This window comes from Kordia sp., assembly GCF_022447245.1.
GTDB lineage: Bacteria > Bacteroidota > Bacteroidia > Flavobacteriales > Flavobacteriaceae > Kordia.
Genome location: NZ_JAKVBC010000020.1, coordinates 74,387 through 88,907 on the forward strand (window position 1 = coordinate 74,387; position 14,521 = coordinate 88,907).

Consider the following 14,521-nt stretch of genomic DNA (forward strand, 5'->3'; position numbering starts at 1 on the left):
ACAAGTTAACTTTTCTTTTCTAGGATAATTAAAAAATGATCGGCATATTTTGCTAAAGAAGCTCCTGTCAATAAAGCATCTAGACCTTTGAAAATGTTGATCATTGGAAACTTTGCTACAAATGATTGTTCTAAATACGAAGGAGGAATAGTTACGCCTATAGGTTTTACTTTTGTGGTGTTGTAAAAATCGTTTGCTGCCGCAGAAATGTCTTGCGGATTGTAATACCAAGTTGGAACACCAACACCATCCACATTGGCAACAATGCTTTCAGTTGTATTTCTGCGAGTTGCTTTGGTTTTATCGCCTTTTAAATTGAAATATAAACGTTCCCAAAGACAATTTTTAGGCATTAATACAATTGCCATTTTTCCATTTGGAACTAATAAATCTTCGGAAGTTTTAAAAAAAGTTTTGAGTTGTTCGTGTGACAAACAATTAATTCCACCAAAATCAGAAAAGATAAAATCGAATTTTTGATCAAAGGTATTTTTAGTAATGGCATTGATATCCTGAACTCGAAATTCTACATTTTTGGGATGCTGTTTTGCTTTGGCTACTTCAATCATTCCTTCCGAAATATCTGTAGCAATAACATCGTGGTCTAACTTCGCAAATTCAATCGCATCTGCTCCAGTTCCACAATTCAATTCTAAAATAGACAGTTTTTTATCTTGTTGAATGATGGATTTGATATGTTTGAAAACTAACTTTCGTTGTGCTTTCCCTATGTTTGAATAGGTAAAAATATCATCATATTGTGGTGCGGCTATATCAAAATCGCTATGCATTGGTATTCTCCATATTTTTAAGTTGCATCTTATCAATAAAAGCAGAAGGCACATAATAGCCTAATAAAATCATTGAACGAAACTCTGATTTAGAAATTGAAAAAGGATTTTTAAAGAACTTTTTAAAGTTTTGATTGGCTTGACTTTTACGAAATTCCTTGTGAACGTAACGCTGTAATTTTCTATAGAATTGTGTATTATACGTTCCTTTAAACATCATGGCTAAGTCATCAGAATCTGTCCAGTTTGCTTTTAACTTTAAATCATCTTTTACTTTATCGTAAAATTTAGTTCCTGGAAGAGGGTATGAAACTGAAACTCCAATATTGTCAGGAACCAATTCTTTAATCATGTCAATTGTCTTTTGAATATCTTCTTTGGTTTCTTCCAAATATCCAAATTGAATAAAGAAGGCAACACGTACATTTTTCTCTTTCAGTAAACGCGTAGCTTCATAAATTTGTTCTACTTTGGTCTCTTTGTCCATAGCATCCAAAATAGCTTGCGAACCACTTTCAGCACCAACCCAAACTTCTTCTAATCCACTTTCTGCTAAAGCTTCAATTGTATCTTCTTTTAATAACAAGTCAACGCGACTTTGGATATAATACGAAATGGAAAGTTTTTCTTTTTTAAGTTCTGTATTAAAATTTTGAACCCAATTCGGCTTTAAGCCAAAAATATCATCACACATCCAAAAACGATTCACTCCATAAGTCTCACTCAAATATTTAATGTGTTTGGTAATGTATTCAGGAGAATGTGAGTTGTAACGATTTCCATAAATTGGTTTAGCACACCAATTGCACTTAAACGGACAACCACGTGTCGTTGCCATATTTAATGTAAATTCATTTCCGCCAGCTTCCCAAATTTTTCGGTAAGGTTCTATATCAATTAAATCCCAAGCAGGTATTGGTAATTCGTCTAAATTACGCAATACAGGATGTTTTGGATTTTTGATAATTTCATCATCTTTTTCGAAAACCAATCCTTTGATTTGTGAGGTATCTTTTTCATTGGTCAATGCGTCAATCAATTCTTTTAAAGAAATTTCACCTTCACCTTGAATCACAAAATCAGCTCCTGCATTCAAATATTTTTCATAATGGTCGGTAGAGTCAGAACTGCAAACAACAATTTTACAATCTAAGTTTTTCGCAATTTTAATCATTTCAAAAGCGGCTTCACGCATCGTAGTTAAGCACATTTTTGTCAAATAATTAAACCCATCATCATACAATACAAATACCTTAGGTTTGTTTGCTTCCAAATACGGTCGTATGGTTTTAGGATCGTCTAATAAATTCGCATCAAATACGCCAACAGTATATCCGTTTTCTCTTAAATAAGAGGCAGCATATAAGGTTCCTAAAGGCGGATACGGAGTTTGATTTTTCCATTGCTTGGCATCAAACTTATAGTAATAGGAATGTGAAAAAACAACATCAAGCATGTTTTTCGGAATATTTTGGGTATTGTAAATCGTATTCTTCTATAACTTGGTTATAGCGTTCTTTTAAACGCGTTGTAACTTTGTTCTGGTAGTTTTGTGGATGGTGTTTTGATACATGTCTGGTAGACTTCATGGCTACATTAAAGTCTTCTTGTGCCAAATGGGTAAATTTTCGCTGCCACTTTTTGATTGTCAATTTTTGCAAATAACGATCTAACTTTAATCCAACAGACCCATCAAATACTTTTTGAATGAGTTTGGAAAACCAAGTTTTTTCAGTTTCTCTAATCGTGCTTGTTTTTGGAGTTGGTTTATTCGGAAAATAAGGTTTTGCCCAAGGATTTGCAGCTAAGAAATCTACAAATGTATCTTTTCCGTATAAAGGAATAAGTGTAGCAATTTCGGTAGCTGTAAACAAATTTTGCTCAGCAATTTCTAATTGATCTGAGCTAATAAAATAGTTGACACAAAAATATTTTTTAGAATTGAACAAGAATATCTTTTTGTACAAGACAAGTATTGTTCTAGCAATCCACAAACGTTTGGGTTTTGTAATGATAAAAAAGTCAAAATCGCCATCGTCATCATAATATCCTTTGGATAAAGCACCTGATAAACACACGCCTTTTACATAAGGGAATTTGGCTATTTTTCTAGAAACTTTAATCGCTTTTGGCATAATGTTTCTTGCCATTTCATTTCCTTTCAACCTGCGTTCTACACGATCAGGATTGTTGACATCAATATAAAAACCATCAAAATTAAAAATGATGCCTTTTTTCAATAGCAAATCAATTTCGCTATCAACTTCTTTTTGATCCGTATTTTCTGAAAATTGGAAAATTTCAGTTCTTGTCAACGGATATTTAAAGAGGGAAAAATATAATATGGTTTTTAAGGCACTCACTAGGTTTTATTTTCAACTCAAATGTAGTTAAAATTATATACGAATTGGTACGTATGAACCATAAAAAATAAAAGTGTTTTTATTTATGATGTTTCTTAATAAGTGTTAATTTTTAACTAAATATTGACTTTATTTTACAAGGTTTGTTACTTTTATAACAATCAATCAATCAAAAAGCGACTTATGAAATCTCTCCTATGGTTATGTATAGGGTTTATGTGCGTTCACTTTTTTGGGTTTTCATAAGAAATCCCCAAAAGAATTAAAATTATAAATAGCATACAAGGAGAAGCTCTTAAAATAGATGGTTTGCTAGATGATGCTAGTTGGGATAGTGTTGAATGGGCAAGTGACTTCATAGAAAATCGTCCTGATGAAAATACATCGCCAACCGATGCATTACGAATTTCTACAGATCTGCAGTATAGCAGCAGTTCTACTAAAATCCAATATGTAATACAATCGAATAATAATGGAGCACCACGTTATATTTTTGAGAAAATTGACAATCAAACCTTGAGTGCAGCAATTCGTTTTAACTATACTATTAGTCTGAATTTATCGATTAATTATATTGGACAACCGTTTGTATCAGTTAGGAGTTGTAAGGATTTTGAATACGTAATCAATTCGATTGCTGTTAATTTATACAAACAATCTTATAGGTAACAAGCCAATTAAATTAGCTTTGGAGCAACTTCTAACTCCTACGCAATTGACAATGATACAGATGGCAATGTGGATTATTCTTCTGTGCATTTTTGTTCGAATTTGGTATTGTGTTGGAAATATATTTCTTCCTCAGAACTTTTCTTGGTGTGGTCACTATGCAAAACAGGTTATGAAAATTATAGAGATCATTTATTGCGGAGTTTGGATAATGAAATTTTAGGAAGACAACCAGAGAATATGTTTTGATGAAGTTTATGTATCGATTTGTACTTTGATTTTTTATGATAATTTTCGGCACAAAATTTGATTGTGAGTATGCATCATTAACAATTAAAATCATTATAATGAAAAAATTATTACTATTCCCAGTATTAAGTTTATTGCTATTTTCCTGTTCTTCAGATGACGACGCAGCTCCAATTGATCCTTTAATAGGAACTTGGCGTATGACAGCTTACGAAGTCGAAAATCAATATGATTTTAACGGCGATGGTACTACAAGTAGAAATCTTATTACTGAAACGAATTGTTATCAAAACGAAACAATTCAAATCAACGCGGGCGGTGCTGCCATTGCAACTTCTAATTCCTATTTATCTGTAATTGCCGAGCTGGTTGCGGGAACCACAGATGAATACACATATACTTTAAATTGTGAAATGGAAACAGATATTGTACCTTTAAACTGGACCTTAAATGGTTCAGCATTGTCCTTTCAAGAAGAAGATGGATTTACGGCTACAGGAACGTTAGACTCTAACAACCAGTTTACATTCATTATTCCAGAAGGATTTGAAATTTACACCGAAGGATTTAATGCTGTAACGGAAGAAGATATCAGAATCGTATATACAAAACAATAGCGAACAACATGGCCTGTAAAGCTTTATATCTGAAAAGCACTAAATATAATGTTTAGTGCTTTTTTATTTCAGTATGCGTAAAGTGACTAAATCACGTTAAAAGTTTAACAAAACTGCACTAAAATTTTCCTAAATAGTTGAGTTTTTTGGGTCTTGTACCTATGTTTGAATAAACATAAACATTAATACCAATTAAAATCAATTATTTATGAAAAAACTATTACTATTCAGTATTGTGAGTACCTTATTGTTAAGCTGTTCATCTAATGATGATGAAATTTCGTTAGGGTCTCTTGTGCCAGGAACATGGAAAATGACCAATGTGATCATAGAAAAAGGTATAGAGATTGACGGCATGAAAGTAGTGGATCTATTGCAGCAATTTAATTGCTATCAAAATGAAATAATTACCTTCAACGAAGATGGAACTGCTGTAGTAAGCACAAATTCATTTTTAAAAGTAGAAGCTTCTTTGGTAGAAGGAACACAAGATGAGTATATGTATACGGCTGATTGTGTGAGTGATAGTGATACTTATTCCGTTACTTGGTCTATATCAGGTAGAGATTTGTTACTGACGGAAGAAGATGGCTTTGTATCTAGAGTTCCTAATTTTGGAGGAGGACAATACATGACTTTTAGTGTTCCCGAAGGATTTGAAATTTTACTTGACGACGGAACTACAATTCATGCAGAAGAAGACATTCTTCTAATGTATGAAAGGCAATAATGTAATTTGTCGATAATATAATATTAAATCTGTCTAAAAAGTTTAAATTTTGTCAACTCGAACTTGATTCAGAAGGACGTTTAGAGAACTTTTTAGACAGTTTCTTTTTTTTAATGCGCTTCTAGCCAATTTTGTCCAATACCCATTTCAACATCTAATGGAACTGCCAATGTAAATGCACTTTCCATTTCTTCTTTGATGATAGGTTTGATAGTTTTCAATTCATCTTTATGTGCATCAAAAACCAATTCATCATGCACTTGTAATAACATTTTCGATTGGAAACCTTCCTTCTCAAAACGATTGTGAATATTAATCATTGCCAATTTGATAATATCTGCTGCGCTTCCCTGAATTGGAGCATTTACAGCATTTCGTTCAGCGGCACCACGAACAATTGCATTTCTAGAATTGATATCTTTTAAGTAACGACGTCTTCCTAAAACGGTTTCTACATATCCGTTTTCACGTGCAAACGCTACTTGATTAGACATGTATGCTTTTAATTTTGGATAGGTTTCATAGTACGTGTCAATCAACTCTTTAGATTCACTTCGTGTCAAAGACGTTTGGTTGCTCAGACCAAAAGCAGAAACTCCATAAATAATCCCAAAGTTTACCGTTTTAGCATTGCTACGTTGCTCACGTGTCACTTCTTCTAACGGAACATTAAAAACTCTAGAAGCTGTAGAAGCGTGAATATCTGCTCCGTCTTTAAACGATTGAATCATCGTGTCTTCTTCGCTCAAAGCGGCAATAATTCGCAATTCAATCTGAGAATAATCGGCAGCGAGTAACACATGATTTTCATCTCTTGGTACAAAGGCTTTACGTACTTGTCGTCCACGTTCTGTACGGATTGGAATGTTCTGTAAATTTGGATTGTTAGAACTCAATCTTCCCGTGGCAGCAACAGCCTGTGCATATACGGTATGTACACGATTTGTTTTAGGATTAATCTCCATTGGCAGCGCATCTACATACGTGCTTTGTAACTTTCGATACTGTCGCCATTCTAAAATATCGGCTACAATTTGATGGTCTTTTGCTAAGTATGATAATACATCTTCTGCAGTAGAATACTGCCCAGTTTTTGTCTTCTTAGGTTTGTCAACTAACTTCAATTTGTCAAACAAAATTGGACCTAATTGCTTTGGCGATCCAATATTAAATTCTTCTCCAGCTTGCTCGTATATTCCTTTTTCTAAACGATCAATATCAGTTGCTAAATCTTTTGATAAGCCTCCTAAGAAGTCAGGGTCTAAATTAATTCCTTCAATCTCCATGGCTGAAAGTACACTTACTAATGGTACTTCTACATCCGTGAATAATTTGGTGAGGTTTCCACTTTCCAATTCTTTAATGAAATGTTCTTTCAATTGATAGGTAATATCTGCATCTTCTACAGCATATTCTGTTTGTTGATCTAGCGGAACTTGTCGCATCGATAATTGATTTTTCCCTTTCTTTCCAATCAATTCTATAATAGAAAGCGGTTGGTAATTTAGATAGGTTTCCGACAAAACATCCATATTATGACGCATATCCGCATTGATCAGATAATGCGCAATCATGGTATCGAAAATCGGGCCTTTGACAGGCATGTCGTAGTTTGATAATACCTTGATATCGTATTTTAAATTCTGTCCTACTTTTTCAATCGTTGTACTTTCAAAAAATGGACGAAATTCTTCTAAAATTGTTTTTGTTTCCTCTTGATCTTCTGGGAAAGCTACATAATATCCTTTTCCTTTTTCCCAAGAAAATGCTACACCAACCAATTCTACCTCAAGTGCTTTTAAACCTGTAGTTTCAGTGTCAAAACACACACTTTGTTGTTTCAATAACTTTTGAAGCAACATTTTTCGGGACATTGGTGTGTTGGCTAACTGATAAAAGTGATCGGTAGTTTTTAAAGTTTGGTATCCTGAAACGGTAGCAGCTTCCGAAACATTTCCAGTGCCGGGAACTGCGAATAAATCAAATTGTCCTGTAGCAGCTGCTTGTTGAGAAGCTTTAGAAGTTGCTTTTGTGTTTGCTTCCGCAGATTTTTCTTCTGGTGATGCAAATGTTTTTATTAAATTATCGAGCAAACGACGGAATTCTAAATCGAGAAAAATTTCTTTTACAGCATCTAAATTTGGTTTTGACAACTCAAAATCAGTTGCATCAAACTCAACAGGAACATCCAACATGATGGTTGCTAGTTTCTTGGAAAGCATTCCTAATTCGCCATTGGCTTCTACTTTCTCTTTCATTTTTCCTTTCAATTCATGCGTATTGGCAAGCAAACCTTCCATACTTCCATAGGCAGCTAAAAACTTTTTGGCTGTTTTTTCTCCAACGCCAGGTAATCCAGGAATATTATCTACAGAATCGCCCATCATTCCTAAGAAATCGATGACTTGTCCTGGACGTTCTACACCAAATTTTTTTTGTACTTCAGGAATTCCCCAAGTTTCATATCCACCACCAAATCGCGGACGATACATAAAGATGTTTTCAGAAACTAACTGCGCAAAATCCTTGTCAGGAGTTACCATAAACGTTTTATAACCTTCTTTTTCGGCTTTTTTAGAAAGCGTTCCAATAATATCATCGGCTTCGTAACCTTCCTTTACAATAATTGGAATATGCATTGCTTTTAAGATGCTTTCAATATATGGAACAGCCAAACGAATGGCTTCTGGAGTTTCTTGACGATTGGCTTTATACTCAGGAAAAACTTCCAAACGATCGACACTTCCGCCTTTATCAAAACAAACCGCTAAATGATCTGGTCGTTCACGCTTTATTACATCTAACAGAGAATTCGTAAATCCTAAAATTGCGGAGGTATCTAATCCTTTCGAGTTGATTCGAGGGTTTTTAATAAAAGCATAATATCCTCTAAAAATAAGCGCGTACGCATCAAGTAAAAAAAGTCGTTTTTGGTCTGCCATGAATCGTAAATTTGATGGAAATTCAAATTTAACAATATTCACTAGATTCTCGAATAAAAAACAAAATGTTTACATTTTTCTGTTTTCCATATTCTATAGATATAGTATGCTGTAAAAGCACGATGTGTTGTAAAGTAATTTCACTTTTTTTATCTTAGAATATTACTAATATTAAAATCGAAATTATGTTTGAAAAATTCACAAAATTAACGATGGCACAGGCAAATGTTGTGTATGGTGGTGCTCAAGAAGTAGCAGATATCGATAGAACGCAGCCTTATTAGCAAATGTAAACTGTATTAATTCCCTCAATTTTTGGGGGAATTATTCACGAGATGTTAAAATTCTACATTGATAAATAACATTTAAACGCGTATCGCTTTCGTAATAATTTGTTTCTAAAATTTTATCATAGTCTAATTTTTCCTCATGACGAATTAAACAATCACAATAGGCGACAAAATCTAAATTTTGATATTGTGGTAAATCTTTATTTCTAAAGTATATTTTTTTAAAATCTTGGATGTGTTCCTCATCCCATTTTTCTTTAGCAGGTTCAAAAACTTCATCGTAATATAACTGAACTAACTTTTTTGCATCTTTCAGTCCATACGCATCATATATTAATGAAGTATTAAAGTCAAAATATTCCCATGAACCTTTATAGTGAATAGCAAGAACATTAACTTCTCCTTTCGCATCAAACTTATTGGCATCTTCGCTATATTCATATAAATTACTTTCTAAATAATCTTTTAAGACAGGAGATGGGGTGTTGAGCAAGTCTTTTTTGAGAATGGAAAATTGTTCCGTGACATTAATGATTTTAAAAAGACGATCTTGGAATTCAATCGTTGAACTAGTCGAATTAATATCAATCTTCGGTTTTTGATTTGATTGTTTTAATTCATGTAAAGCTTGTTCATGTCCTTTGAGTATATTTTTGATACTGTCTCTTTTGTTTTGATTCGGATAAAAGATATCAATCTTTTTTTCAAGATTAAGTCCACTAAAGATAGCTTCTTCAATTTGTGCGTGTTCTTTCTCCAAATCAAAAGTAGGTGCACAGTTTGTAAAAAGAAACACTAAAAATATAAAGGGAAAAAGCTGGTTTTTTCTATTCATAATAAAAGTATTAGTTATTTGTTAAAGCTATAAAACTTATGCTGTAGCGTAAAATTAATTCATGTATTGTAAGCTTAATGTCCTAAAGTTTGATAAGTAACTAAATGTTATCCATAAAAACAGTATTATTTTTTAGTTTCTGGATGGAGAGATGTAATTTTTTGCGATAAAATTAAATCTGCTTCAATACATAATAAATAACGTGAGTTCGATATAAGTTTTAAAACATTAGTACTCTTTTTGTGTCAACAAACTTATTTTTCAATGAAGGTTTTTTATCTTTAAAATTATAAGCAATCAAAGCAGCAAAAATATTGTTAAATTAATTTGCTACTGATCTGTGCCTTGAGTGTTCTACTTGATAAATGTTCTTTAACTGATCAAAAATGGTTTCTATAATGGCTCTTTTTCTTAGGTGATACGCATCTGCCATTGGTGTTAGCAATTTGGTTTTCATATTTTTTCGAAGCTTCGTAACTAGATGTATTCCGTTAGAGAATAGTTCAGTAAAAAGGGATTTAGAGATATATCCTTTATCACCAAACAATTTACCAAAAAGCTTTTTTACAAATGCTTTAAATCGCAGTGGCTTACGGTCATCTGTATTGCCTGATGTAATCATAAAGTCAATGATTCCGTCTTGATCATTAGTGATAATGTGTAACTTAAATCCATAAAACCAACCTAAGGAACATTATCCACGTTTAGCTTCATCTTTAAACACTTTATGATTATGGATTCTTCTTCTATAACAAACTCGAAGCGGTGAAGAATCAATAAAACTAATACCTGTACAATGAGCTAAACCACAAACTTTGAGATACATTGCTAAAGACATAAAGCTCTCTTTTTTAAGTTCCACCATACGATTATAAGAAACTAAGTTTGGGAAGTCTTTACTTAGATGCTTACAAACATATCCTAGATAAAATTCTTTAAAAGTTCTATAGCCAGATAAGTGAAAAATAACTTGGATAGTCATTACTTCTGATAGACTCATTTTAGAAGCGCTACTACGTTTTTTACCATTAACAATGAGACTTTTTTACCAAAAAGGAACAAATTCAGTACAAAAATCATAAATAGAGCAGAAAATTTCACTAATTTTATCTATGAGGCAAATTGTTTTAATTTTTTGATTGTTAGTACATTAACTCGCTAAATATTCTGCTCTTTTCAATGGAAAATATCCTAATTCTTACGTCGAACTCACTTCAGTTTAGGAATATATTTATTTGGAGCAGGAGAAGGCACACGGATAGCAATTAGCTTTCCATTATTTATTTTTGGGATATTATCTATACTTTTCGCAAAGAAAAAGGAACGAAGCGAATCAGGAAAAAAAATGTTGCTATATCTATTTGATATATTTTATGGATTACACATTTTGAGCTGGATACTATTTTCCAGGACTTTTTGTGCTCAGTTTTTATCAAGAAATCTCGCAATGGCTGTTTCTGTTCGATTTTATGATTATGCCAATATCAGTTTTAGGAGCTCTAATTTCAGGATTACTATATGATAAAACTATTGGAAATTCTGAACTCACCAATGTTTGATTCAGAAAGCAGCGCGTATGATATTTTTGATGCGTTTTGTCAATACGCTCTAAATGTTAAAGTTACCGTAAAACGTAAAATCAGATAATACATAAGAATTAAATTTGTTAAAATTTATTGAATGCTACGATTTATAATTCCCATTGTTCTAATTTTTATTCTAGAACTCTATACCTTCTTTTCTATCCGAACTCTTACCAGTAATAAATTCATCCTTATAGGTTTTTGGGTGTTTACAGTACTTGTATATGGTATTTTCTTTTACCAATTGACAATGACACAACGCGATAATCGCTTTAATCTTACTACAGGATATGCTATTGCCATGTTGCTTACACTTACGGTTCCCAAAATATTTGTATTTGCTACATTATTTTTGGAAGATATCTTCCGATTTTTTTGTGGCTTATTTACTTATTTTCAACAAAATGGAACAGTCTCAGAAGCCATTCCAGGTAGAAGAAAGTTTATCAGTCAGTTAGCACTTGGAATTGCAGCAATTCCTTTTTCAGGATTTTTGTACGGAGTATTTAAAGGTCGATACGATTATAGAGTGATAAAGCACACGATGTTTTTTGACGATTTGCCAGCTGCTTTTGATGGCTACAAACTCACACAAATTTCAGATATCCATGCAGGAAGTTTTGACAATAAAGAAAAGCTAGAATATGCTGTCGATTTAATTAATGAGCAAAAAAGTGATGTCATTCTCTTTACAGGAGATATTGTAAATGCCATTGCCGAAGAAATGCATCCTTGGATAGATACGTTTAAACGTATGAAAGCCAAAGATGGATTGTATTCTGTATTGGGGAATCATGATTATGGTTTTTACGCCTATGAAACGAGCGCAGAAATAGAGGAGAACCATAAAAAATTAGAAAAAGTACATGAGGATGTTGGTTTTAATTTATTGATGAATGATAAAAAGACTATCGAACGTGATGGTGAAAAACTAAATATATTAGGTGTAGAAAATTGGGGTGCTTCGAGTCATTTTCCAAAAAAAGGAAGCTTAAAACAAGCGGCCAAAGATGTTCAAGATGGCGAATTTAACGTGTTGCTTTCTCATGATCCTTCACATTTTGATTACACAAAAATGGACATGCCTAAAGATAAAAATGGAAATGACGTTATTCGTCCAACCGATATTGTAGACGAATCTAATATCATCAATTTTGAAAAGAAGATTCATTTGACCTTAGCGGGACATACGCATGGAATGCAGTTTGGAATTGAAATTCCGTTTTTAAACTTTAAATGGAGTCCCGTAAAATATAGATATCCACGTTGGGCAGGCTTGTATGAAGAAGCTGGAAAATACCTGCATGTAAACCGCGGATTTGGCGTCTTGGCGTTTCCTGGACGTGTTGGAATTTGGCCTGAAATTACAGTGATAGAACTGAAAAAACGCAAGAAAGTGGCATAATCGCAAGAAAATAGTACATTTGTAATAGAGAATTATTAGTATTTGAGTTAAAAAGATAGTAATTCAACAAAAATTAAAACATTCGCTTATGTCTAAGTTTGGTGACTTAATTAGCGCAAATATTCCAATTCTATTAGATTTTTATACAGAATGGAATGAGCAATCGAAAGCAATGCACGCTGTGTTACGCGATGTAGCAGCAGCCCTTGGCGATAGAGCCAAAGTGATTAAAATAGACGTTGATAAAAATAAAGAATTGGCAGAAGCACTTCGCGTAAAAGGACTTCCTACATTAATGATCTACAAAGGTGGAGAAATGGTATGGAGACAAAGTGGTGAGCAAGATGCCAATACTTTGATCGGATTAATTTCTGAGCACGTTTAAAACGTTATTCGTTCAAACGTATAATCTAATTCATGAAAGTGTTTCAGTACTTTTGGAAGCGTGTATTTTAGTTTCTTAAACGCTTTTAAACTGTCGTGAAATACAATAATACTTCCTGCTTCAGCATTTTCTAGTACATTTTTGAGGCATTTTTCAGGTGATAAACTGGTGTCAAAATCGCCACTCAATACATCCCACATAATTATTTTATAACCTAACTTTTGAAGTCGTTTGCTAAGTTGAGGTGTGATTTTTCCATAAGGAGGACGAAATAGGAGTGGAGTAGCTTCGGCAATATGATCTAAATTGTCTTCAATTGTTTTTTTTGCATGAAGTGTATCTGCAGTATACTTTTCCTTGGAAGTGTTCCACCCATTTGTATGATGTTGTGTATGATTGCCAACAGCGTGTCCGTTTGCAATAAGTTGTTTGAAGATTTTGGGATGCTTCACAATATTATCTCCAATACAGAAAAACGTTGCTTTGGCATCATAAGTGGCAAGTTGTTCCAAAACCCAAGGTGTCACTTCAGGAATAGGACCATCATCAAACGTAAGGAAGAGTTGCTTTTTAGAAACTGAAAACTCCCAAACTAGTGATGGAAATAACCATTTTACTAGTTTGGGAGTTTTTGCAGTATATAATTTCATCAGAGTATAATTACATTATTCTTCTACACTTTGAAGAAGTGGACCAAATGTTTGTACATAGCTATTGAATATTTCCATTTCTTCTTCCAGCATTTTATCTTGATCGTTAATCTCTAAAAGTTCCATTAAGCTTTTATAGCGTTCTAAATTCAAGTAAATTTCTTCAAAATCATCGAATTGCTGACTCTTTGGTACTTGCTTGTAATAGTCTAAATACTCAATATATTTTTGTTTGATTAGTTTATATTGTTCGATCGCTTTTTCAGGTTTTCCAATTTTGAAATACCCATCAATAAACGGTTCGTTCAATCCATAGTAATCAAAATACTTCACAGGCATTTTTTCAAAAGCTAGGTCAATAACGTCTTCGGCTTTATCATTCTTTCCTTCTTTGATCAATTGTTCAATCAATTTCGATAAATTTAATCGGTAAGAAATACTTTGACGGCGTGTTTGCGGATCGTGATAAATATCATCACTACCAGAATTACCCCAATCCCATTTCATTACATTTTTGTACATCAACTCAGAATTTACCTGTCCCATATCCAATTCATTTGGGAATTCTGTCTTAATCGGAATCAACTTGTATACCAAACCATCCAATTGTAAATAGTCTTTCATCCAAATGTATTCAGCTTTGTCAAAACTTCCACCAGTGAAGTATATTGGACGTTTCCAATCATTCTGGTTCAAGATGTCAAGCATCATTAAGTTGTTCTTGTATATGGCTGATTTTGGTAATTCAATATCAATATAATCTACAATCTTATCGTGATCTTTTGGATCAACATATTTTTTAGCATTTTCCTTATTCACAGGCACACGAACTTTATTTACTGGATAATAAATAACATTACGTTGACTTTCTGGTAGCTCAATATCTCGTCTTTTATATACATCTTCGACTAAATGCCCATATTTTGATTCTTTTTTATCATTTAAAACCCATTTCATAAAGCGATCTAATTCCCAAACAGCGGTACTATCTGTATATTTAGGATGAGGTTCA

11 protein-coding genes and 2 pseudogenes are annotated in these 14,521 nt (G+C 33.0%); 5 read left to right on the forward strand and 8 right to left on the reverse strand.

The window, feature by feature from the left end; translation table 11 throughout:
- Positions 1-5: 5 nt before the first annotated feature.
- The 3 genes from MK119_RS14420 to MK119_RS14430 are packed head-to-tail and all read right to left on the reverse strand — an operon-like array spanning position 6 to position 3,154.
- On the reverse strand, positions 6-791 hold the full coding sequence (locus tag MK119_RS14420) for a class I SAM-dependent methyltransferase (protein WP_290680073.1): 786 nt from the start codon (positions 789-791) through the stop codon (positions 6-8).
- Positions 784-2,247, reverse strand: a complete 1,464-nt coding sequence (locus MK119_RS14425) for a radical SAM protein (protein ID WP_290680075.1) — start codon at positions 2,245-2,247, stop codon at positions 784-786. The genes MK119_RS14420 and MK119_RS14425 overlap by 8 nt, the downstream gene beginning before the upstream one ends.
- Positions 2,240-3,154 (reverse strand): nucleotidyltransferase domain-containing protein, encoded by a 915-nt coding sequence (locus MK119_RS14430; protein ID WP_290680077.1) that lies wholly within the window; start codon positions 3,152-3,154, stop codon positions 2,240-2,242. The genes MK119_RS14425 and MK119_RS14430 overlap by 8 nt, the downstream gene beginning before the upstream one ends.
- Positions 3,155-3,463: 309 nt before the next feature.
- Between MK119_RS14430 and MK119_RS14435 the strand changes: the two genes are divergently transcribed.
- From MK119_RS14435 to MK119_RS14445, 3 genes are all read left to right on the forward strand, one after another.
- The gene (locus tag MK119_RS14435; protein ID WP_290680079.1) at positions 3,464-3,823 is read left to right on the forward strand and encodes a hypothetical protein; all 360 of its coding nucleotides are present in this window, start codon (positions 3,464-3,466) and stop codon (positions 3,821-3,823) included.
- A gap of 347 nt (positions 3,824-4,170) precedes the next feature.
- Positions 4,171-4,689, forward strand: coding sequence for a hypothetical protein (locus tag MK119_RS14440; RefSeq protein ID WP_290680081.1), 519 nt, complete (start codon positions 4,171-4,173; stop codon positions 4,687-4,689).
- A gap of 208 nt (positions 4,690-4,897) precedes the next feature.
- Positions 4,898-5,419 carry a lipocalin family protein gene (locus MK119_RS14445; RefSeq protein ID WP_290680083.1) on the forward strand — a complete coding sequence of 174 codons (522 nt, stop codon included), beginning with the start codon at positions 4,898-4,900 and terminating at the stop codon, positions 5,417-5,419.
- A gap of 110 nt (positions 5,420-5,529) precedes the next feature.
- Here MK119_RS14445 and polA read toward each other — a convergent pair whose 3' ends face one another.
- The 3 genes and pseudogenes from polA to MK119_RS14460 all read right to left on the reverse strand — a co-directional run bounded on the left by polA (position 5,530) and on the right by MK119_RS14460 (position 10,600).
- Positions 5,530-8,361 carry a DNA polymerase I gene (polA, locus tag MK119_RS14450; RefSeq protein WP_290680085.1) on the reverse strand — a complete coding sequence of 944 codons (2,832 nt, stop codon included), beginning with the start codon at positions 8,359-8,361 and terminating at the stop codon, positions 5,530-5,532.
- A 324-nt stretch (positions 8,362-8,685) separates the two neighbouring features.
- A complete protein-coding gene (locus tag MK119_RS14455; RefSeq protein WP_290680086.1) occupies positions 8,686-9,486 on the reverse strand; it encodes a hypothetical protein in 801 nt (266 codons plus the stop codon).
- A gap of 220 nt (positions 9,487-9,706) precedes the next feature.
- Positions 9,707-10,600 (reverse strand): annotated as a pseudogene (locus MK119_RS14460) (IS982 family transposase).
- Positions 10,601-11,166: 566 nt separating this feature from the next.
- Between MK119_RS14460 and MK119_RS14465 the strand changes: the two are divergent.
- Both MK119_RS14465 and MK119_RS14470 read left to right on the forward strand, forming a co-directional pair.
- Complete coding sequence (locus MK119_RS14465; protein WP_290680088.1) at positions 11,167-12,474, forward strand: metallophosphoesterase; 1,308 nt, start codon at positions 11,167-11,169, stop codon at positions 12,472-12,474.
- A gap of 88 nt (positions 12,475-12,562) precedes the next feature.
- Positions 12,563-12,859 carry a thioredoxin family protein gene (locus MK119_RS14470; RefSeq protein WP_290680090.1) on the forward strand — a complete coding sequence of 99 codons (297 nt, stop codon included), beginning with the start codon at positions 12,563-12,565 and terminating at the stop codon, positions 12,857-12,859.
- Here the strand turns inward: MK119_RS14470 and MK119_RS14475 are convergent.
- Together MK119_RS14475 and MK119_RS14480 are read right to left on the reverse strand one after the other, a co-directional pair.
- Positions 12,856-13,509 (reverse strand): polysaccharide deacetylase family protein, encoded by a 654-nt coding sequence (locus tag MK119_RS14475; protein WP_290680092.1) that lies wholly within the window; start codon positions 13,507-13,509, stop codon positions 12,856-12,858. The genes MK119_RS14470 and MK119_RS14475 overlap by 4 nt on opposite strands.
- A gap of 15 nt (positions 13,510-13,524) precedes the next feature.
- Positions 13,525-14,521: pseudogene (locus tag MK119_RS14480) on the reverse strand (hypothetical protein); the annotation flags it as partial.